Genomic DNA, 22,866 nt, shown 5'->3' with positions numbered 1-22,866 from the left:
ATTGTGAGCATCAGAGTCTTTACTAAAATCGCTTTTGCAAAAAAACTTTAAAATCATTAGCTTCTTACTGTTTGTTTTTAATATACCAATATGCAATAAATAAACTTAATGAAATAAACACTGAGAGATAAATATAGTCAAATGAAAATTCACCTCTGTGATTAGTGTCTTGAAGTAGGGCGAAGGCAATTAAAAAACTAAAAACAGGACCAAAGTGCTGAAGCAAAGATGCTGACTTAAGTGTATTCTCGTCAAAAGTATTTACCGAGATAAAATAGAATAAGTGCCCCAAAAAGCCTGCCACAAACGCAGATGTAATGAATAGAACCCAGACATCTCGTGGAATTCGACTGGGTTCTACATCATGTCCAATGCTGGTCAGAGTATAGTATGCTATTGGTAAATATAGAACGGCCGAAAAGAGCGTTCCAAGGAATGCGCCCGCTAACCTTCTTTCAGGCGGAGCGGCGACATTTTGATCGCGTAAGTCCGTTGCTAAGGACAGCAAGTTATAGCTCATAAAAAAAGCGAGTGGGACAAAGAAAGCAGAAACGCCAGCCAGAGGCTCAAAGAACCATTTATCAGATTGAAGATACATTATGAGCCCGACACCAAAAGACAATGCGGTATGCACGTGAATATGGCGGTCTGTTACATATTTTCTAACACGCGCTCTCCATGAGAGTTCTCTATTTTTCAGATAATCCAAGGCCACAGAGTAGCTAAGTGGGGAAGAAGTCAGGATGATCGAGATTACGACGCCGGGCAACCTAGACTGTGCATAGGCGTACAATGACAAGGACACATATCCAAGGCCCACCGATGCCAGAATATAGCAGACCCTTGTTCGGTCTCTGACTAGTTCCGCAACATTTGGCAAGCAGCGTGGAAAAAGCAGCAGAAGAAAGCCGAAGGATAGCCCAAAAGCCTTCGCGTACAAAATCCCTTCTGCTAAGCCCAGTGTCGAATTTCCGACTGTCCGGTAGAACGGACTCTCCAGCGGATGTTGTGCGGTCCACAGCAGGGTTTGAACAACGCCAAGCAAGCCTATTAATAGTATCGTTTTAATTCTCTAATCCTTCAAATCACTGAAAATTGTTCCTGTGCTGAACTTAACCGTTTTGCCATTTTGGTCTTTCATAAGCATGTAGCCATCGTCATCAATCCCAATAAACGTTCCGATCGCTGCGTCGCTTCTGTCCCCTGAAACTGAGACGCTTATCTCGTCACCAACGCCGTAAGAAACAGACAGCACTTCGTCGCGAATATCCGCAAATGGTTTTTTCGCCGCCTGTAGCAGACGTTTAGCCATTTTGTCGCACAATATGTCGAATACTTTGGCAGCAGTTAATTCAGTGCATCCTTGAGCCGCCAAACTGCTTGCTGGTATCAGCGTCTCTGTGCTTGGAAAATGCTGCACGTTGATGCCAATTCCCGCGACAAATCTATTGCCCAAAGGTCCATAGGCAGTCTCATGAAGCGATCCTGAAACTTTCATTTTGTTCAGCAGGATGTCATTGGGCCATTTGATTTCAACCTTTTGATCATCACACACCTCTTTGACAGTGTCGTAGACAGCGAGCGAGACACTGTAGACCAGTTGAGGAAGATAGCGGCCTTCTAACGGGGCTTCGAATACGAAGGTGGCTAGGACGTTCCCATCAAAAGATGCCCATGACCTGCCGCGACTACCGCGTCCTGCTGTCTGTCTCTTGGCGCGAATTGCAATTGGTTCGTCTGCTTCACCAAGTTCGACGAGCCTTTTTGCGTAGTTGTTGGTCGAATCGATCTCTTCAAGAAGGTGTTTGGAAAACAAGTGTATCATGCCTTTCGAAGCTTCTTTGTTCGCGTCAACTTCGTTCAACCAGCAACGTTAAGCAACCTTTCCATAGATTTGGCAAGAATTTCGTGGAGGTCAAATGTCAGGCTAGTGTCTATTCCAGTAACGAACGCAAAGTGTGTGCTGGAGCCCCTGCAAGTTGTTCCTAAATGAACGTGAGCTGACGGCTTTGACGAAATCGGCTGGTGAATTGCTGTGAGGCAAGCTGTGTCCTGTAATACAGGACCATCTTGGCAAGGGAGTCCGCTCCGCTCTCCCGTTGCATCCCTCCGGCACAAATGCAAAGCAACTCAGCCAGATAGAACTGAAGGGCTACGCATCTAACCGGCCCTTTTATCGGTAAGGCAGTGCTGTGTATGAACCATGATTGGTCAACAGCCCTCACGGAGGCTGGACTGTCCCCTATTGTGAAGCCTTCTGCATCACGAATGCAGAGATGAAGGAACTGATGATTGCGGTGACCAACCGGGTCTATACTTTCCTGTCGAACCTCGAAGATCCTGAGTTCCTCGAATTGATGTCATATTATGACGGTGAAATATCCCGCTGGGACACCCCAGTAACCGATCGGCGTATGCTCAACCGGCGATATCTGAGCTTGCTCAGGGAAATGGATGCAGGGGCAAATCAGAGCTGAGTGATAGCGATACCGGCCTTTCTGTCAATTCTGGCACTGAACGGGTCGCGAATGAACTTTTTCGAACACCTGCCGAAGGGGAAACCGTAAAAAAACATGCACGACGCTCTTCGAATGTACAGTGTCCCAAAGTCAGGCGGAGATTTGAATATAAGAAAAAGTACCTTGCAATGCATATTGCAGATACTTTAGGGGACCGTCACCCTCGAAATCCCAAAGGCAAAAATAATGGACTTGAAAAAAAACCCTGAAAGAGCTTCTCAAACTGAAGGCTGATGTCGAAAAGCAGATTGGCCGGCTTGAAAAGCAGGAAAAGAAAAAGGCTCTGGCGGCTGCCGAGAAAGCAGCCGGGAAGCTGGGATTCAAGCTCTCCGAGATTATTGGAACGCAGAGACCCGGAAAACGATCAAGCGCCGCTGCAAAGCGCAAACCTTCTGCTAAACCGAAATATGCGCATCCGGAAAACCCCTCCGTCACATGGAGCGGCAATGGTCGCCAGCCTGTCTGGTTCAAAGAAGCAATTGCCGCCGGGAAGTCTCCTGAGGATATGGCCGTCGCGACAAAATGAGGTGACTTAGTCGACAGCCTAATGGCGCAAGTCTGTTCCGGGTCGGCAGTTCCGACAGAAGGGCTCGGTACGCTTTAGCCGGGGCGGGCTGTTTTGGTTTTCAGGCGCCATCCCTGCGATGGCAAGCGATAAGCGATCGCTTTCAAAAATGAGAACTGGATCATGGCGGCACGATCCAGTCCCGGTCAGTTTTTCCGTGTTCCCAAAGCGTTGTTTTATGGCCTGCTTCGGCGGCGGGGCGGTGGCGATGAACCGAACCCTGCACCGGTGATCTGAAGTTCTGCGCCCTTGTTGCGGGAAGACTTGCTTGCAGCTTGTCTGTCGCAGCGTTCAGTTTCCAAGCAGATGTACTCGTGCACGCTATCATTATGAAATACATTATAAATATTGTTCCGGCACACCGCGCTCGCCCGGCGCGTTAACCATGATTTGAGAATCTCACGAGTTTGTTAACTTTGTTCTTGCTTCCTGTTCAGGGCTCGTTAACCTCCCGCTATAGGGGAATGTGCCCGGCGCGATGATCTGCTGAATAAGTGATCGCAGAGCGTTGGGTGCTTAGTGACATGGGGTATTTTCGTGGCTTTCAGTGTGCGTGCGGTGTTTTGCAGCCTTGGTTCGGTTGCACTGAAATGAGTGTCCAGACTGCAGACGGCATAGATGATCCAACACACCCTGTGCAGGTCGCCGGCACCGACATCACCTCCGGTAAAGCAGTGGAAAAGCGCTCTGAAGTTGGTGGCCTGCGGGTGGTTCTTGCCGAGGAAGAGCACCGGTCACAGGTGCGCATTTTGACAAGAACGGTACACGAAAAGAGCCTGTTCGGAGATATCCCGTTTTCGGAGGTGAAATTCGATAGGGCATTCGACAGGGCGCTGTTGGTACCTGACAGTCTTGGACTTGTTGTATTGCTGAACAACCGGGTCTTGGGCTGCTGCTACTGCTCGATTGGTGGATATTTTATCGGAGACGGCGCGCGTATTGTTTCTGTGAACACGATTTGTGTTGAGCCGGATATTTCTGGCAGGCTTCTGGGTGGCAAAGTTGCGCTCCGCCTAGCAAAAGGCGTTGAATCCTGGGCCCGCTCGCAAGAAGCAACTCATATTCTCTACCACGTTACGTCAGGAATTGAGGTGGTTCGGGCAGACAGATTTTTTCGGAAGGTTGGAATGAAGCAGCTTGGGGGTAACTATGGCTGCGTTGTATAAAAGAGTGACTTCTTTAGCGGTACTTCTATTGCTCGTATTGAAACCGGTTACTGCGCCCGCCGAGATGAGAGTTGATACGAAACAATGTCAAGAAATCTGGTTTCACTATGTTAATTTGGGTGAGCAAATATTAGAATCGCATTCTGCGGAAATGCCTTCCTTATTTTTTGTCGACACAGGAGGTGAAGTGCACAATTGTGTGCAGGAAAGAGTTTCCGAAGAACAAGTGAAATATGTTCGGCAGTACAAGGCGTCGCTTGTTCCCGTTTTTCATAGGAATACTGACGGTGATCCAAGCGCTTGGCCACCAAATGTCGGTACTGTAGCAAGTTTGAGGCTGGAGCAACTGACTTATTGGAAGGTCAACTTACCTTACGTGCTGGATATTCTGAGGGGGTAGGTTTGCATGGATCGTATTTCTGCTGCATTAATTCACGAATTGGAACGATCGGGAGAATTGAAAAAAATGACCGAATTTGGATTTCCGATATTTGACGACCCAGTTGCCGAAAACCCCATAAAAGGAGCTTTAACCGCGAATAAGGATTTTGGCGTCCTGAGCGTCGGTGTGCGGGTCGATCAAGATGGCAGATCCGTGAATTTTGAAAGGCCTAAAAGGTGAAAGAAAATACTCAAGCGCAGGGTTTCTTTTTCCCAGCCCGACACTTTCGAAACGGCGTTCCTTTTACAGTTGTCCAATTTTTTTTGTGCAGCGCAGGTGCTTTTCTCATTATTTTCTTGGGTGGAGCTCTGCTAAGTGATCCCCATTATTGCGATGTGCTTATGGACTGTACGGGTTCATCTGTGCTTGGTTACAAGATTTCTGATCTGAATAAATATAGCCCCCATTCCATACCATACTTCTGGTCACTTTTCCCCGCCTTCCTATGGTCGATGGTTTCCCTATCTCTTATTACACTTCGGAATTTTGCTCCGAAATCCGACATAGTGTTGTCTCCGAGCGCAGACCAAACCCTTCGCAAGCATTTGAAATTATTTTTATTTTTAGGTGCTTTGGGCTACGGTTTTCCTTTGACGCCGATTGAGCCAATTGATGGTTACCCAACGGATTTTTCAGCAACCACCTTCTATCCGTTAATTTTAGTTTTTGGTGCTGGCGCGGCAGTTTTCGGAGCCTTCCCCGTTGTATTTCTGTGCATGCTGATAAGGGTCAATTTTGTTGGAGTCTCAAATGAATAATCCCAAAACCTCTCCGTCTAACCTACGTGACTTTGCCGAAGGAACTGCTTTTGGCACGGCGCTTGGTGTGGCAACCGAAAAATTGGATGCGTTGGGCCGTGATGCTTCGGGTAATGTGGTTGATTCGTCCAATGTAAAGGCAGCAAGAGTTCTTGGCCTTGCCGGTGCAGTTATTCCCGAAGTCCGCGAGTTAGCAAGAGCCAGTTCTTCAGTCGAAGGGAATGTAGACGCTGCAGGCAGTCTTGCCAACATTGTCGCAACTACCTTTGTCGGGGCGAAAGTAGGTGCAGGTGTTGGAGCTGTTGCAGGTGGTCCACTAGGTTCTGCCGCAGGCATCGTGGTTGGCGCGATTGCGGGAGCGATTGCGGGAGGGATTGCCGGACCGTTGACCGAAGCGGTGGTTGAGACGGTGCTAGCCCCATACGTCGAAGCTGAGAAAGAGAGAATTTCTGATACGACCATTGCAGTTGGCGAAATACTTAACACGATTGAGGCGAATAAAACACATACTGGGTTAAGCGATGACGCCTTTATTCGGGTTGGAGATAGTATTGACAGAATTATTGATATAGGACTGCTCACTGACACTATTTCTGGGCGTAATGCAAAGTCGAAATTGGGTGTTGGCGGCACCCATATCATCGATAAGGGTATCATCTCAGTTCTAGATCAAATTGAAGAAGAAACTGGCTTTCGTCCTACCGCTCCCACTGTTTATGGAGAAGGGTATATTTACGATCGTGATTTTGGTTACGTGTCGCTGCAAGATGGGGGGCGTGGTGACAACGTAGTCGGCGACAGTGTTGCTTACGATTACACAAAAGATGAGCGTGGCAATTCACGCGACCTCTCTTGGGACCCGAACGGCGACGGACAGTTTACGTTGGGAGAGAGACCGCCCCCTAGACCGGAAACCAACAATCATGGCTCCAACAGAAGCGGCGGCGATGGGCCGGAGCCGGGTGGTTTAACCTCATCACCAAGGCCAAAGGCACGGCCTGAGAACCTTGGACAGGAACAGGAAAGCAGTGGTCGTGACGGCGGCAAGCCGCTTCTTCTTGACCTTGACGGCGACGGCGTTGCGATCACAGAGCTGAGCAAGTCCACGGTGTTCATGGACGCAGGCGGCGACGGTCTGCTGCACCGGACGGCCTGGGCGGGGGCCGGGGATGCGGTGCTGTTTGTTGACGACGACGGCGACGGGACGATCTCGGAGAAGCGGGAATACGTCTTTACCGAGTGGGACCCGACGGCGACGGATGATCTGGCGGCGCTGCGGGCGGTTTTTGACAGCAATGACGACGAGGTCCTTGACGCCACGGATGCGCGCTTTGCCGATTTTAAGCTGCTGGTCAGCAATGATGACGGCTCTACAACGGCAAAGACGCTGACGGAACTGGGGATCACATCGATCAGCCTGACGGCGGATACCACGCGGATTGAACTGCCGGACGGCTCGATGATCACCGGGCAGACCACCTTTACGCGGACGGACGGATCGACCGGCACGGTAGCCAATGCAACCCTGGTGGCAGAGGCACAGGGATACCGGGTTGATCAGGTGGAAACCCTTCTGGCGGGGGGCGACCGGCAGGTGGTGAGCACGGCGTATCGTTCGGATGGCGATGTGGCTTATGTGATCACCTCTGTGACCTCTCCGGACGGCTCGGCCACTGTAAACAGCTATGACGACAACGGTGATGGCGTGGTGGACCGGCTGCAAGAGATCACCGTTTCGACCGATGGCAGCGGGAACAAAACAGAAACCGTTGTGAACAAAGCAGGTGCTGCGGCGGCAACGGCAATTGTTGTGAGCCGGATCGTGACCACAACCAATGCCGATGGCAGCGACGTCACGGTCCTGCGGGACAGCACAGGCGGGGGCTGGTTTGACCAGCAGGAGGTGCGCAGCTCGCTGCCGGATGGCAGCCGCAGTATTGTGATCAGCGACCTCGCAGAGAACGGATCGGTGATCCGTGGCTCGGGGGAGACGACCAGTGTGGATGGTCTGACGCGGGTCAAGGGAACGGATGAGGACGGCGATGGTCTGGATGATCTCTCCGTCACGCACGGGATCACCGAGCACGGGGATGGCAGCCGGACGGAAAGCACCGTGGCGCGGAACCAGGACCTGAGCCTGCGGTCGTCTGAGACAATGGTTGTGGGGCCGGATGGTCAGAGCCGCGTGATCAGCCGCGATGCGGATGGCGATGGTGTGGCCGAGACGACTGAGGACCTGTCGATCACGCTGAATGCGGGCGGCACCAGCACATCGGTGCTGGACGTTGAGAATGCAGACGGCAGCCTGCGGAGCCGGGTCACCCAGACACAGTCAGCGGATGCGCTGAGCAAAACCATTGCGACGGATGCGGACGGCGATGGCGACGTGGAAAGCACCGTTACAGACGTCACTGTGATCCATGGAGATGGCAGCCGGGTCAATACCATCACGGTTACCAATACGGATGGTTCTGTGCGCAGCATGGAGCAGACCACGCTTGGAGCTGATAAGGTCAGCACCGTAACCCTCGTGGATCTGGATCAGGACGGGGTTTTTGACAGCGACGAACAGGTGCTCTCTGTCACGGTGGACGCAGCGACACAGGAACGGACAACACTTGCGCAATCGAGGGCAGCCGATGGTACGGTGCTTGCCAGCTCTACCACGCTCTCCTCTGAGGATGGTCTGACCCGCAGCACTGTGACGGATGCAGACGGCGACGGGGACACCGATACCGCTGTCTCGGATGTTACTGTGACCGATGGGGCGGGTGTGTCGACCCGCACGGTTGAGACCCGCAATCAGGATGGGTCGCTGCGCGACCGCAGCGTTGTTGTCACCAGTGCAGATGGGCTGACCACCACCACGCAGATGGACACAGACGGAGACGGTCAGACTGATGCGGTCAGCGTTGATGCGCGCGTGCTGGAGACAGATGGCAGCACAATGCGTACCCAGTCGGTGTTTGCCGGTGACGGCACAACGCTGCTGCGCAGGACGGTCATGACAGAAAGTGCTGACCGGCAGATCATGACCACCACTCAGGATCAGGACGGGGACGGCGTGACGGATGTCGCTGTGACCTCGGTGGAAAGCGCTGACGGATCGGTTCTGGCAACCGACGTGCGGACCAATGCGGATGGCAGCACGATCGGGTCTTCTGAAACGGCAGTCAGTGCCAACGGATTGGTGAGAACAACCACCTCAGATCTGGACGGGGATGGCGCTGCAGATATCGAAGAGACCAACACAACGGTTCTGAACGCGGATGGCAGCCGGACCACAGGAACGCTCACCCGGAACGGTGATGGCTCGCTGCGCGCATCTGCGGAAGTGACGGTCAGTGATGATGGGCTGTCGACCACGGCACGCAGTGATCTGGACGGGAACGGCGTCTCCGAGCGTGAAGAGACCAGCACAACCCTGTTGGGCACAGACGGAAGCCGGACAACGACGACTGCAACACATTCGTCTGACGGAAGCCTTCTCTCAGCAGCGCAGACGATAGTCAGCGATGACGGCCTGACCACCACGGTCTCGCGGGATGCGGATGGTGACAGCGTCTTTGACCTGACCCTGACCGAGACCACGGTTCTGCAGGCAGATGGCGGCCGCACGGTCACGGCCGAGACGCGGGACAGCGCCGGAGCACTGCGCAGTGCCGTGACCACGACATCAAACGACAATGGCCGGGATGTCACCACGCAGACGGATCTCAACGGTGACGGTGCTATGGATCTGATGTCGGTCCGACAGATTGCAGATGATGGCGCCTCTGTTGTGACAGAAACCGCGCAGGCGGCGGATGGTACTCTGCAGAGCCGGTCCGAATCCACCACCGGTGCCAATGGTCTGACCCGGACAGTGCGGGTCGATGCTGATGGGGATGGCAGCTTTGAGCGCAGCACCACGTCGACAACGGTATTGGGAGCAGATGGAACCCGCACGACCACGGTTGCTGAAGCAGGCGGCGACGGCACGCTCTGGCGTCAGTCTGTCTCAACGGTCAGCGATGACGGTCGGACCACCACCACGGCACGGGATGATGATGCGGATGGCACCGATGACCTGAGCACGGTCACAACACTGGATATCGCCGCGGACGGGGTTGAGACCGTCACAACCGAGGCCCGGTCGGCAGACGGAGCCCTGCTGCGTAGCGGTACGACCGTTACCAGTGCGGACGGACGCACGGTGACCTCTGAGATAGATAATAACGGCAATGGGGTGCTTGACCAGGTGATGGTCACGGCTCTGGGCGATGACGGCGTCACAACAGTGTCGGAGGCCTATTACACGACCGGCGGCGCGCTGGAGGGAACGCTGCAGAGCAGTGTCAGCGCAGACGGGCTGACGCGGACCTATGAGATCGACCGCAATGCGGATGGTACAGCAGAACATGTGATGACGGATGTGACCGTTCTGGCGCAGGACGGATCCATCGACCGTACAATCCAGCACCGCACCGGCAGTGCTCTGCATCTGGGGCGCGAGGAATACCAGACCAGTGATGACGGTCTGACCCGGGTCAGCCGCCTCGATGTGGATGGCACAACGGGGTTCGAGTCTGTCTCAGAGGAGACCACGACGTATGAGGTCAATGGGGATGTCGTGCGCCGGGAGATCACCCGGGACGCCGGCAATGTACTGATGTCAGAGGTGGTCACAACGGTCAGCGGCAATGGTCTGCAGACCAATGTTGCGGCGGACTTTGACGGCGACGGGACCAGTGACCGGAGTATCTCCCTGAGCCGGGGTGCTTCCGGTGGGTATACCGAAGTGACGACGGAAGCTGGTGCAGGCGGTGCAACGCTGCGGCAGGAAACGCGCACAATGAGCGCCGATGGCTGGACCAGCACAACGGCGACTGACCTTAATGGTGACGGGGCCACGGACCGTGAAACCACGGCGGTCACGGATCTCAGCATGAATGTGAACACAACCTGGAGGGATCTGGCGGCAGATGGCTCTGTGCTGGATGAGATCACCGGTATGGTCTCTGCGAACGGGATGCAGCGCTCTGTTTATCTTGATGTTGACGGGGACGGTGCGGATGACCTCATGCGGACCTGGACTGTCACCTTTGATGCGGCCGGCAATGAGATCACCACGTATCAGGAGACCGCAGGCAATGGTGTTCTTGCGGACCGTGAAGTCACCACAACCCCTGCCAATGGCCTGTCGTCCGTGCGCACCATTGATCTGGACGGCGATGGCGCCCTTGACGGGACCATGGTCACCACAACAACCCTGAACACGGACGGCAGCCGCACCACGCTGTCTGAGACCCATTATGCGGATGGTGATCTGCGGTCCTCGGATCGCATGGAGGTCAGCCGGGACGGCCGCCTGGTCACAGAGCGCCATGATTACGACGGTAATGGTCTTGCGGATAAAACCTCTGAGCTGGAGATCCGCTCAGACGGAGAACGCATCCTGACGGAGACCTCCTATGGCAGGGGCGGCAATGAGATCAGCACCTTTGTGACGACAACCTCGTCTGACGGGCTGGTCACGACCATCAACCGGAACGGGGTTGTTGAAACGATCACCCGGTCTGTGGTCGGCAACGGCAGCTATGTCTGGGACAACGGCAACAGCGCGGCTCAGGTCACAGTCTCGCATGAGATCGATGCCTTCGGTATTGAGACATGGGTCTACACCGGCACGGCAGGAACCTTTACAGCGCGGCTGGATGCGGCAGGCAAAGAGCGTGTGCTGTCTGAGGCGGCGCGGATTTACGACACGGTTCTGGACCGGGATATGGACCGGGTTGAGACCGAAGAGCTGGTGCGGTTTGTGACAGAGGGTCAGCTGGACCGCGCTTCTCTTACCGAGGAACTGCTGGGGTCTGCTGAGCTCTCGACCCGCTACGGGGTTCTGACGGATGCCGGCTTTGTTGCGCAGTTCTATCTCAACACCTTTGGTCGGGCACCGTCGCCGGTTGAGCTGAACGGACACCTGCGTGCGCTGGAGGCTGGCACCATCACACGGGCAGATCTGCTGGCGCAGCTTGCGGAGAGCTCGGAGCATCTGGTGGTCGGCAATACGCATATGGCGACAAATAACTTCGACGTTATCATGAACCCTGCTGAGTTCGAGCGCAGCCTCGATCGTGCTTATGTCGAAGCGCTGGTGAAAAAGCTCATAGACGTGGCCTACGACCGGGATGCAACCTTACATGAGCTGGAATATTACAGCAGCCTGCTGCTTGATGGCACGGACAATGCGGATGATGTTGCTGGCAGGATGCTGGCGCTGGATGGCACGATCCAGGGTGTCTCCTCAGCAAGTCTGAAGGATCTGTCGGGCGGCGCTCTGGTGGATCAGGCCTTCCTGAACGCATTTGGGCGCCAGCCCACCGCGGTAGAGCAGCAGATCTGGACGGAGAACCTCTCTGCCGGGCGCGTCAGCAAAAACGAACTCGTGGTCGCACTGGCGCAATCCACCGAAAAGCTGGAAGAAGGCAATGCGCATCAAGTCAATCCGCTGCCGCCGGTGACAACGCTGACTGGAACAGCTGCTGCAGAAACGCTGAATGGTGCAAACGGACAGGACCTCATCGAAGGGCTCGGGGGAGATGACGTTATCGAAGCCGGGGATGGAAGTGATGTTCTGGAAGGCGGATCAGGAAACGACACTCTTCGGGGTGGAAATTCCGGTATCCAGCTTACCAATGGCAGTGACACATACATCTGGAGCAAAGGGGATGGCAACGATTTCATTGAAGACACATCCCAGAGCGGAGCCGAAACAGATCGACTGGTTCTAAGGGACGTGGCTGCAACCGAAGTTTCAGTTTCGCTGGCTTCGTGGAGCGCAAATCTGGAGATAAATATTTTACCAACGGGTGAAACGCTTACAGACTATAAGCGGCTGTCTTCAAACAACTATTATGGGCTTGAGGAAATTGAGTTCAGTGATGGTACCGTCTGGAGCCTTGATCACATCTTTGCGGCAACACAACTTTCCGGAACTGCGGCGGATGAAACTTTGTACGCAAATTTTGGGGATTTCTATGTCGGAATGCTGGCAGGTATGGCCGGGAATGACAATCTCTACGGTGATCGCGCTGCTGACCAGCTGTTCGGTGGAGCAGGCAGTGACAATCTGAACGGATGGGGTGGCGATGATCATCTTTTTGGAGGCCTGGACGATGACGTTTTGTACGGCGGCACGGGGTCGTTGCAGTCAGAAAACGGCAATGACACGTACCATTGGTCCAAAGGCGATGGAAACGATGTCATTTATGATCTGGCAGAAAGCCTGCTGGAAACAGATACGCTTGTTCTGACCGACGTGAATTCCTCAGAAGTCGCACTGTCGAGGCCTCTCGGAACAAAAAACCTCGAGATCAGTATTTCTTCGACAGGTGAAAAAATAACCGTTTTGAACAATTTCTCAAACGTAGGAACCCTTGCGATTGGTATCGAGGCGATACAGTTCAGCGACGGTGTCAACTGGGACATAACAGATATTCTTGCCCAGACGTCGCACCCCTCTGGCACATCCGGAAGTGACACCCTTTCCGGATTTGAAGGCGAATACGACGACATCATCTTTGGTCTCGAAGGGAACGACTCCCTGTCCGGATTTGGCGGAGATGACGAATTGTATGGCGGCTCGGGTAACGACCAGATTAGTGGTGGTGAAGGGGACGATACAATTGATGGCGGAACGGGCGAAGACCGGCTTTCCGGCGGTGGCGGGAATGATACACTGACCGGTGGAGCTGACAATGACGATCTGAATGGCTTTGGTGGAAACGATGAGCTACGCGGTGACGGAGGCGATGACATAGCCAGAGGAGGCCATGGAAACGACATCCTGTTTGGTGGAGACGGCTTTGATACGCTGGAAGGTGATGAAGGCAATGACCATATCGATGGCGGGGAAGACGACGACGAACTATTCGGAGGCACCGGGAACGATTATTTGGACGGCGGGTCTGGGTTTGACTCTCTTTATGGGGGTGGCGGAGACGACCTGCTCAAAGGCGGCGGCGGCATTGACATCCTGACCGGGGACGATGGATCCGATCATCTGTATGGCGGTGACGGAGCAGATGAACTGGCAGGAGGGAGTGGCGATGATCGGTTGTTCGGTGAAAACGGTGCTGACACCATAGAAGGAGGTTACGGCAACGACTACATTGTTGGAGGCCTCGGCGTTGACACTCTCGATGGCGACGAGGGTAGCGACACATATTACTGGTCGAAAGGCGACGGAAAAGACAGGATTGAAGACTACTCACTGAGTACGTCCGATGTGGATACACTCATTCTTGGCGATGTTTCTTCCACGGATGTCGATTTGTCATGGAAGAATTCCGGGCTCAACCTGAGGATCACTATACTTTCTACCGGCGAGTGGATTACGGATGATGCGAGATCGAACTTTGATCTTGGCCCCGGCGTAGGACTCGAAGCCATTGAGTTCTCGGATGGTGTGACCTGGGGCCTCAACGATATTCTTGCAGCTGCTGCGCCGCAGGGTACGGAGGGCAATGATCAGATTGACGGCTATGATGGCACCTATGGAGACGTTATCTATGGGTACGGCGGTCGTGACACGATTTACGGAAACGGTGGGAATGACACTCTGTACGGTGGCACAGGGAACGATGATCTTTCCGGCAATGCAGGCGATGACCTAATCTTTGGCGAGATTGGAAATGACTACATTGATGGCGGTACCGGCGATGATCTTCTGACCGGAGGCACAGGTGTGGATACCTTTGTATTCTATACAGGCAGCGGTGCTGATGTCATTTCGGACTTTGTGATCGGAGAAGATGTTCTGTCGATCCAGGCGGCAACTATTGATCTGACTGCGCTTCCATCCACGATCAGTGCAGCAGACAGCGCTGATGGTCTGATACTCAGCTATGGTTCCGGCAGTACAGTGACACTGGAAGGTCTGACCACCGCAGACCTTATTGCTCCCGAGGTCATTCAGGGAACAACCGGATCTGACCTGATTGATGTCTCATATGTTGATGCAAGCGGCATAAGCGTAAATGACACCGGACAGATCATTTATGGAGACAGAGGTCACGACACGATCTTTGCCGGGACTGGCGACGACATAATCCACGGCGGCCGCCAGCACGATACCATTCACGCGGGCGACGGGGACGACACAGTGTATGGCGACAACGGACGGGACACCGTCTATCTCGGGGCCGGGAATGATCTGTTTGTTGACAACAACCAGTCCGGAAACAATGCAAGAGACACGGTGTACGGTGAGGCCGGCAACGACGTTCTGCAGGGGGGCGGAGGCGATGAGACTTTCTCTGGCGGGATCGGCAACGACACCCTGACCGGCGGCGCTGACGCAGACACTTTCGTCTTCACCACCGGTGACGGCAACGACACGATCACGGACTTCACTCTGGGTGTTGACGTGATCCGTTTCGAAGGGACAGGTCTGGGCTTTGCGGATCTGACCATTACCGACAGTGCGGGCGATGCTGTGGTGGATTATGGCAGTGATCAGATCGAACTGAGTGGTATCCTCGCATCCTCACTGACCTCAGATAATTTCACTTTCGCGTAACGGCTCCGGGCGCGGCAAAGTAAGCTGCGCCCGGTACCCCACGGTTGTTTCTCTTGTTTTCCGGAAAGAGTTAGTGAGTAGCATTTCATATTATCGCCCACACCAGCGCGCTGCCTGTGTCGTAGCTCCGAGACTTCCCGCATGAGCAACCATCGGACAGAAGGCACCGCTGAACTTCGCGCTGCCCGCCGTGCCGGATCGATGCTGCTTATAGCCGTGTTCGTGTTCAGCATTTTCGTCAACCTGCTGATGCTGACAGGCCCGCTCTTTATGCTGCAAGTCTACGACCGGGTCCTGGGGTCACGCTCAGAGGAAACACTGCTGGCGCTCTTTCTGCTGGTTGCCGCTCTTTACGGTCTGATGACGTTGCTGGAATACGCGCGTGGCCGTGTACTGGCGAGGTTCGGCGGGCGGTTTCAGGCGGCACTGGATCAGCGGGTTTTTGATGCGGTTCTGCGGCGATCTGTTCTGCCGCAGGAGCGTGCCGCCCCCGCCAAAGGTCTGCGTGATCTGGAAACGCTGCGTACTCTCTTCACCTCGCCCGTGGCGCTGGCGCTTTTTGACATACCCTGGACACCGCTTTTCCTGGCGGCGATCTTTATCTTCCACCCCTGGCTTGGCTGGCTGGCGACGGGCGGGGCGGCGTTGCTGATTACGGTCACGCTGCTGAACAACTGGCTGACGCAGTCCCGCACCCTGAAGGCGCAGATGGCCTCGTCCCAGGCCCAGAACTTCGCGGATCAGGCACGCCGGGCGGCAGAACTCGTGCGCGCGCAGGGCATGCGCTCTTCGGTTGCCAGCCGCTGGGGCACACTGCGGGACGATGCAATGCTGACAGCACTGAACGCCAGCGACCGGTCAGGGTTTTTTACGGCGATCAGCAAATCCGCCACGCTCTTTCTGCAAAGTGCCATGCTGGCGCTGGGAGCTTATCTTGTGCTGCAGGCAGAAGTGACAGCGGGGGCGATGATCGCGGGCTCCATCATGCTTGGACGCGCGCTGGCACCGGTGCAACAGGCACTGGGACAATGGGGGCTTGTTCAGCAGGCGCGCGCGGCGTGGAACACGCTCGGCGAGCTTCTGGACAAAACCCCGACCGAGCCCGAGACACATGCCCTGCCAAGACCCTACGGCAATATCTCCTTTGCGGGGGTCACGGTGGGCGCTGGCCCTGCCAAACCACCCATTCTGCAGGGGGTGTCTTTCTATCTCGGCGAAGGTGAGGCGCTGGGTGTCATCGGCAAAAGCGGCTCTGGCAAAACCACCCTGGCAAAAACACTGCTTGGGCTGACCCCTTTGGCCGCCGGTGAGGTCCGGATCGGCGGTGCGACGATTGACCAGTATGATCCTGATATGCTGGGGGCCTGCATCGGATATCTGCCACAGGACGTGGTTCTGTTCACGGGCACAGTCGCCGAGAACATCGCGCGGATGTCGGTGTCGCCTGATGAGGAACAGGTCGTTGAGGCGGCGAAACGGGCGAATGCGCATGAGATGATCCTGTCGCTGCCCAAAGGATACAAAACACCGGTGCATGGCGATGACGGGTATCTGTCCGGCGGTCAGCGCCAGCGTATCGCGCTCGCCCGGGCGTTCTACGGCGATCCTGTCCTGCTGATCCTGGATGAGCCCAACTCCGCGCTCGACAGTGAGGGCTCAGAAGCGCTGAACAGGGCGGTGAAGGCATTCAAGGCCGATGGCAAGGCCGTGGTGATCACAACCCACAGGCCCACGGCGATCTCTGAGTGCGACAGGCTGCTGGTTCTTGAAGGCGGCCGGGTCAGGGCCGACGGTCCGCGTGACGAAGTCCTCAGATCCATGGTCAGCAATGTCGAGGACATCAGACAGACACTGTCGCGGGAGAAGTCGGGATGAGTACTGAGGCTAAGTCGCGCGCTCTGCGCGCCAGAGGACCGCTGGCCATCGGCAGTCTGGCGTTGCTGATCCTTGTGGGTGTGATCGGGGTATGGAGTGTTCAGGCCCGGATCTCAGGCGCGGTGATCGCTTCCGGGCTGATTGAGGTGCAGAGCAACCGTCAGGTCCTGCAGCACCCTCAGGGCGGGGTGGTCGGTGAGCTGCTGGTCCGGGATGGGGATGCAGTGCACGCCGGAGAGGTGGTGCTGCGCTTTGATGACACCCAGCTCAGGTCTGAACTGGCAATCACCGAAGGGCAGCTCTTTGAGGTTCAGGCGCGGATGTCACGGCTCGTGGCGGAACGGGACGGGCTGTCTGATCTCGTGGTACCTGACGATCTGGCGGCCCGCGCGACAGGATCACCGGAGATCCGCGATCTGCTTGACGGTCAGGCGCGCCTCTTCAGAGCGCGGGGCGTCTCACTGGAGCAGAACGCGGCCCAGATTGCTGAGCAGATTGCCCAGGCTGAGAACCAGATCGCGGGTGCTGAAGCGCAGCTGGCCGCGCTGGAAACACAGCGGGGGCTGATCGACACCGAACTGGCAGACAGCCGTTCGCTTCTGGAGAAGGGCCTGACACAGGCCTCGCGCGTCTCATCGCTGCAGCGCGAACAGGCGCGGCTGCAGGGCGAGATCGGCAGCGTGACAGCCGGCATCGCCCAGCTGAAAGGTCAGATCGCCGCGCTGAACATAGAACGCCTCGGCCTTACCACGGGTCTGCGGGAAGACGCGATTGCGCAGCTAAGAGACCTGCGCGTGCAGGAAGTCGAGCTTGTTCAGCGCAGAGTCAGCACGCTGGATACTTTGTCCCGGATGGAGCTCAGAACACCTGTCAGCGGCATCATCCACGGCTCCACAGTGTTTGCCCTGCAGTCTGTGGTCTCGCCAGCGGAACCGGTGATGTACGTGGTGCCACAGGATCAGCCACTGGTGATCTCCGCCCGCATTGATCCCATCCACATTGATCAGGTGCAGATCGGGCAACAGGCCACTCTGCGCTTTGCTGCCCTCGACCAGAGGCTCACGCCCGAGATTGCGGGGCGGGTGACCGGCCTCTCTGCAGACATCGTGACCGACCAGAGTACCGGGCTGACGTTCTATGAAGCCGAGCTCGTGCCGCGGCACGATGATCTCGGCAAACTGGGTGGCCAGCCGCTGCTGCCTGGCATGCCGGTCGAAGCCTTCATCCGGACCGCCGACAGATCGCCGCTCAGCTATCTCGCCAAACCCCTGACGGATTACTTCGCGAGGGCGTTCCGCGAGGGGTGAGGGGAGGTTAGGAGTTGTTGGCGGGAGCGAGGGTCGCGTGGAAATTCATGTTCGTCGTTGTTCCCAGAACCAAGGAAAAGGTTGTAACGGCCCATTCTCGCCATTAGCTTGGCAAGCTTTCTCTGCAGAGCAGCACTCAAGACCGGACCTTTGTCCCAAGAAAAAAACACTGGGGCTAGCGCACTAGCGATTTGCAGTTTTGGTCGGCTCCGGAGGTGCAGTTTTGCCATTTTTTCATTGAGTGAACTTGTCTATGCCGTGCCGAAGTGTCAGAAGGGCCCGCAGAAACCCTCGCATTTCCCGGTGGTTCACGACCGTCTCAAACCTAATCGGATAGTCATTTCCCAAGTTCACCGTGCCGCAAGGGGCGTAAACCGACATAAATTCTGGAACATGTGAGGCCGCGACGGCTTGCATTGCCGCAATCAATTCAGTTTCGAGTATGCCAACATAGATAGCCTGTAGCCGTCTAATTTCATCACGCCCGCGACTGGCTGGTCCACAAATATTTGCCATCCATTCTCCGTGATGGTGTGGTGCTTCGCCTCTTAAGTCGACTGTGTCCAGACTTTCGATGCCGCCTGCAGCGATCAGTCTTTCAATCATGGCAGCATCCGGGTTGCTTTGGCTTCCATCGAGTTCCCAAAGAAGTAGGCGGAATGGAGCCGCGAGATTGGACCAAGCCCCTTCGACTTCCGCCATAGCAAGGCTTTGTCGCGTTCGTCTGTCTTGATAGTCCTGCCAGGTGACAATCATAGACACTCCAAAACCAGCAAGAGCAACGCAGATTGCAAACCATCCTGCGGGTCGTAACCGCTTGATCCCGACACGGTTTGCATCCCAAGTATTTCCAACGATTGCTATGCCAGCGGCAAGAAACGCGACTAGATTTCCGACGATACCAAGAAGCATGGCGTTATCCGGGTACACTCAATAAACCACTCCAAACCGCTTCCGCATACGCAAATTGCGAATCAATCCAATAGTTAAGTCGGTTAGGCAGCATTTTATCTCATCCTGACAGATCCACATTGGAAACCAGTCGCAGTACTGCGTCAACCGGTTGCACGCCATGCGCAGTCCAATTTGGTGCACCCGGAGCCAAAGCCGCAATAGAATCGACGTATGGAACCAATTCCGTTTGAGACCAACCACTTACGCCTGGGTAGTTTGCGTTCAAGAATATTTGTCGATATGTGGACCCATTCGGGTTTTCGAGCGGCTCTGAATAGGCTTTTTCAAGGAGTTTGATTGACATATCGAACTGGGGCAGTATCGAGAGCGCGCGCTTCCAACGGTTTTCCTCGAAATTGAAGTTGCCGACGATCTGCTGGCCAGCATCGCGGCCATGAGACTGTAGTGCTTTGATCACTTCTTTTTCCATCTTCAGATTTTGCCCGCCTTCGTTGTCCTTCAAACGCACTGTTGCAACGCGTTCTGCAAACCCAGGCAGTTGTGCTTGAAGTTTATCTTGCCAATCCTTCGCCCCAGTTAGGATAGACATCAGAAATGAAACCAGACCGCCTATCTTAATTGCGTCAAAATCCGTTGGGTGCCGCGCTTTGTTCGAAAAATGAACCCGGTTGTTTTTTCCGTGGCGAGCGTCGTCGTGGCTCCCCAATGAAATCGCAAATGTCGGACGGCGCGGCAGCCAACTGTCGAACAAGTGAACCGGGAGATTTGACGAAATTCCGCCATCGGAGAACAGACACCGAATCCAAGGATTCGTTTTCCCTTCGCCAGCAAATGGCAGGTGATCTTGTCGCCACAACGGGACAGCTTGGATAAGCAGCGGGAAACTCAGAGAGAGGCGCGCGACCAGAATGACCGGGAAGTCATCGCCAACAGGAACCGGAAAAAGCGCTAGTGTCTTTCCGTCATGTATAGTCTCTTTCTTGCCCGCTGCAGTTACGCTCACCATGTAGTCAACGACCCGTTTTGGCAGAACTTTTTCCATCTCTTCCGGATTGAAATAGTACAAGTTTTCATAGTTCAGCGGCAACCTGTAGGGCCGCTGTGAGTTCAAATCGGTGGTTATGGTTGCAAGCGTGATACCCGTATCAGGTTGGCCCGGCGCCAGGTTGCCGTTCAAGTCTCCGATCCGCAAAGGAGTTGTTGGCGCGCCATCCTCTGTCCAATGTCCAGCCACCTTGTCGATGTGATCGGCAAGCCAGTCTATGACGCCCTGTTTTCCCTGGTTTGGAAAATGATCTTGAGTCGTTCCAGGCAACACGCCGTAGTCGTTTTTTTCCAGTTGCTCCAAGACTTCTTGGAAGATTTTTTTCCAACGCGGGAATCCGGCTATTCCAACTAAGGCGGAACCAATCAGTGGAACAGAAAATCCCGCCTTGACCAGGCCGCCTTCAAGCCCCAACCGCGCTGTTTTCACCCGGTTTGGTCGCTTCCACTGCCCAAAAAGGACCGTCAAGGGACCTTTGGCGCGCTCGAGGCTGGTTCTTTGTTCAGGATGCGCCTCTTTTTCCTCTTCAAGAAATTTATCGAACGCGTTGAACAGGGGAGCCATAGCCTCGGAAGGTTGAAGCATGGACATCATGTCGTCTGCGAGCTCCTCGGCGATCTCTTCAATTGCGTCAAAGCCCGCATTCGCTACGTCTGGCGTCAGCGCCATTTGACGCCGGTATTCCGCAGCCGCGGTCAGGGTTGCTGCAATCGCCCCTGCCGAGGTGCCAGCAATAGACCGAAATCGATACTCTTTAGAAATTTCCGTGATCGCAAATGGGTACACGACACCTGACGTCGTGCCGCCTTTCATCACCAAATCACACTCTTTCATGACGTCCTCCTGAAAATATCTGAACAAAGCTACAATAGTGGAAATCGAATATTTTTATTTCATTCACATCACCCAATTGGGTTAACCTATGTCATGGACAAGTAGTCCTATTGTTCGTTTTGGAACCACAGCTAGGTGAACTGGGAAGCAAATAGCAAATGTCAGACCAGATAGGTGATTGTCTGCTGAGCATGTACGAATGCATCTCTGATCCAATCCACTTTCGAAGCATGACAGCCGTACTGACGTCTTGGCTCGCCGATGAGCAGGAGGAATTGAGTGTTGTCAATTTCGAATTTCATGCCAAAAGAGTATGGGACCTTTTGGAAGACTTTCTTAAACTTGAGGTGTCGAAAGACTCAACGCCGTCACTCGTTACCCCATCAAGCGTCAAGGCAAACATCCCGATGGAAAGTGTCCTTGACTTTTTAAACGCGGAAGACGTCGCTCGACTGGAAGATTGCGTGGACCGCCGAAGCCGGCGCTTCGGCAATTCGGAGTCTCTGCTTGTTCGCCTCCATCGAAACGAGGGCAAGTCTAGTGAACTAGCCCTATTGGAATTTGACGATGACGGCACCCCAATTCTGGCCATCGTGGCGGATGATTTTGAACAGATAATATCGGAGTTTTTTGCGGAAAGCTTCTCTCTGTCGGCCGCGGAAATGCAAGTTGTGAAAGAACTGGTCCAAGGTGGCACACTCAGAGACATTTCTGCGAAGCTCGGAAAATCGGTTGAAACACTACGCGTCCAGATCAAATCAGTCACCTCCAAGCTTGGGGTGGCTTCGCAACTGGACGTTGTCAGGATGTCGAGGCAAGCTGCTGTATTGGCGCAAACTTCGCCTGGTCTTGTTGCGCAAAAGCCCATGCCCGTAGACGGTGCAAAACAACTGAGCGTCGGGTCCGGGAGGGTCATCGAATACAACATTGATGGGCCAGACAACACAAGAACACTGGTATTCGTCCATTGTTTGACGGAAGGACGCCATTGGACGCGCCCTGCTATCGATATGGCAGTTTCACATGGATATAAACTGATACGTTACTCAAGGGCGGGGTTTGGCAGTTCCACGGTCAACAAAAAGACAGGAATGGCACTACTCAATGATCATTTGAGCGACTTGCAGCATGTCATCAAAACTGAAGCGACCGGAAGAATAGATATCTTTGCACAATCAAGCGGCTTTGCGGTTGCTTATGCATTTGCGCTTTTGCATCCCGACAAGGTGGGTAAAATTGTGGGGATCAATGTGTCTCCGCCTATTTTACGCCGCGAGGACGCAGAGTGTTTAAAGGGTATTTTTAAAACAGGGGCGCTTGCCAACCTTTATGCACCAACTGCGGCAAAGCTAGTGGCCAAGTTTGCCGTCCGTCGTTTAGTGACAAGGGGACGCGATGAACTGGATGATCCGTTGGTTATGCCGGGTATCAACCTTAAAGAAGTCGAAACCGAAGAAGGTCTAGATACGTACCTTAAGAACACCGACGACGCTTTGAAACAAAGAGGTGAAGGTTATTGGCGAGAAGCAAGCTACTCAAATGTCGATTGGTCTTACGCCAAACCAAACGCAAACACGCGACCGTCCACGGTCCTGCTTGCAAGTTCTGATTGCCCCTTTACCCATCCCGGGAAGATCGAGTCTTTCGCCAAGAAAATTGGCGCTGATCTTGTCTATGTGCCTACATTCCTGCCAATGGTAAGTGGCCCTTTGCCGAGAGTTCTGTCGATCTTGCAGCATGGCGCTGCTCCTTGACCGGAAAACCCGGCCCATTCCTGCCGTTCATCGTGTCATCTTGCGCCGCAGTGCAGCTTCACCGAACCGGCCCTTCGCTGCGCCCGCCAGATTGGTGCATAGCCCAAGGACTGTACCGTGGGAC

General features: G+C 54.7%; 13 protein-coding genes. 9 read left to right on the top strand and 4 right to left on the bottom strand.

The window, feature by feature from the left end; genetic code table 11:
• Positions 1 to 64 precede the first annotated feature (64 nt).
• Entirely contained in the window at positions 65 to 1,045 is a 981-nt protein-coding gene (locus AB4K19_RS12180; protein WP_375228627.1) for a hypothetical protein, read from the bottom strand.
• Between the two features lie 27 nt (positions 1,046 to 1,072).
• Positions 1,073 to 1,864, bottom strand: a complete 792-nt coding sequence (locus AB4K19_RS12175; RefSeq protein ID WP_436397734.1) for a biotin--[acetyl-CoA-carboxylase] ligase — start codon at positions 1,862 to 1,864, stop codon at positions 1,073 to 1,075.
• Positions 1,865 to 2,276: 412 nt separating this feature from the next.
• Between AB4K19_RS12175 and AB4K19_RS12170 the strand changes: the two genes are divergently transcribed.
• The 8 genes from AB4K19_RS12170 to AB4K19_RS12135 all read left to right on the top strand — a co-directional run bounded on the left by AB4K19_RS12170 (position 2,277) and on the right by AB4K19_RS12135 (position 18,194).
• Positions 2,277 to 2,477: a hypothetical protein gene (locus tag AB4K19_RS12170; protein ID WP_375228625.1), complete on the top strand. Its 201-nt coding sequence runs from the start codon at positions 2,277 to 2,279 to the stop codon at positions 2,475 to 2,477.
• A gap of 247 nt (positions 2,478 to 2,724) precedes the next feature.
• Positions 2,725 to 3,045: an H-NS histone family protein gene (locus tag AB4K19_RS12165; protein ID WP_436399542.1), complete on the top strand. Its 321-nt coding sequence runs from the start codon at positions 2,725 to 2,727 to the stop codon at positions 3,043 to 3,045.
• 629 nt (positions 3,046 to 3,674) lie between these two features.
• Positions 3,675 to 4,250 carry a hypothetical protein gene (locus AB4K19_RS12160; protein WP_436397732.1) on the top strand — a complete coding sequence of 192 codons (576 nt, stop codon included), beginning with the start codon at positions 3,675 to 3,677 and terminating at the stop codon, positions 4,248 to 4,250.
• A 406-nt stretch (positions 4,251 to 4,656) separates the two neighbouring features.
• Positions 4,657 to 4,872: a hypothetical protein gene (locus AB4K19_RS12155; RefSeq protein WP_375228622.1), complete on the top strand. Its 216-nt coding sequence runs from the start codon at positions 4,657 to 4,659 to the stop codon at positions 4,870 to 4,872.
• Complete coding sequence (locus tag AB4K19_RS12150; protein ID WP_375228621.1) at positions 4,869 to 5,450, top strand: hypothetical protein; 582 nt, start codon at positions 4,869 to 4,871, stop codon at positions 5,448 to 5,450. The genes AB4K19_RS12155 and AB4K19_RS12150 overlap by 4 nt, the downstream gene beginning before the upstream one ends.
• Positions 5,443 to 15,012 carry a DUF4214 domain-containing protein gene (locus AB4K19_RS12145; RefSeq protein ID WP_436397730.1) on the top strand — a complete coding sequence of 3,190 codons (9,570 nt, stop codon included), beginning with the start codon at positions 5,443 to 5,445 and terminating at the stop codon, positions 15,010 to 15,012. Before AB4K19_RS12150 ends, AB4K19_RS12145 begins: the two co-directional genes overlap by 8 nt.
• 141 nt (positions 15,013 to 15,153) lie before the next feature.
• Positions 15,154 to 16,887 carry a type I secretion system permease/ATPase gene (locus AB4K19_RS12140; protein ID WP_375228619.1) on the top strand — a complete coding sequence of 578 codons (1,734 nt, stop codon included), beginning with the start codon at positions 15,154 to 15,156 and terminating at the stop codon, positions 16,885 to 16,887.
• The gene (locus tag AB4K19_RS12135) at positions 16,884 to 18,194 is read left to right on the top strand and encodes an HlyD family type I secretion periplasmic adaptor subunit (protein ID WP_436397729.1); all 1,311 of its coding nucleotides are present in this window, start codon (positions 16,884 to 16,886) and stop codon (positions 18,192 to 18,194) included. Before AB4K19_RS12140 ends, AB4K19_RS12135 begins: the two co-directional genes overlap by 4 nt.
• A gap of 234 nt (positions 18,195 to 18,428) precedes the next feature.
• On the opposite strand, the gene AB4K19_RS12130 is transcribed toward AB4K19_RS12135, so the two are convergent.
• Together AB4K19_RS12130 and AB4K19_RS12125 are read right to left on the bottom strand one after the other, a co-directional pair.
• A complete protein-coding gene (locus tag AB4K19_RS12130; protein WP_375228616.1) occupies positions 18,429 to 19,106 on the bottom strand; it encodes a hypothetical protein in 678 nt (225 codons plus the stop codon).
• 100 nt (positions 19,107 to 19,206) lie between these two features.
• The gene (locus AB4K19_RS12125) at positions 19,207 to 20,988 is read right to left on the bottom strand and encodes a hypothetical protein (protein WP_436397728.1); all 1,782 of its coding nucleotides are present in this window, start codon (positions 20,986 to 20,988) and stop codon (positions 19,207 to 19,209) included.
• Between the two features lie 158 nt (positions 20,989 to 21,146).
• Here AB4K19_RS12125 and AB4K19_RS12120 point away from each other — a divergent pair, with 158 nt between their 5' ends.
• Positions 21,147 to 22,742, top strand: a complete 1,596-nt coding sequence (locus tag AB4K19_RS12120; RefSeq protein WP_375228613.1) for an alpha/beta fold hydrolase — start codon at positions 21,147 to 21,149, stop codon at positions 22,740 to 22,742.
• Positions 22,743 to 22,866 lie beyond the last annotated feature (124 nt).

Source organism: Roseobacter phycocola (assembly GCF_042055075.2).
Classification (GTDB): Bacteria; Pseudomonadota; Alphaproteobacteria; order Rhodobacterales; family Rhodobacteraceae; genus Roseobacter.
Note: the sequence above shows the minus strand (reverse complement) of the source record. Positions and strands in the feature narration are given on the sequence as shown.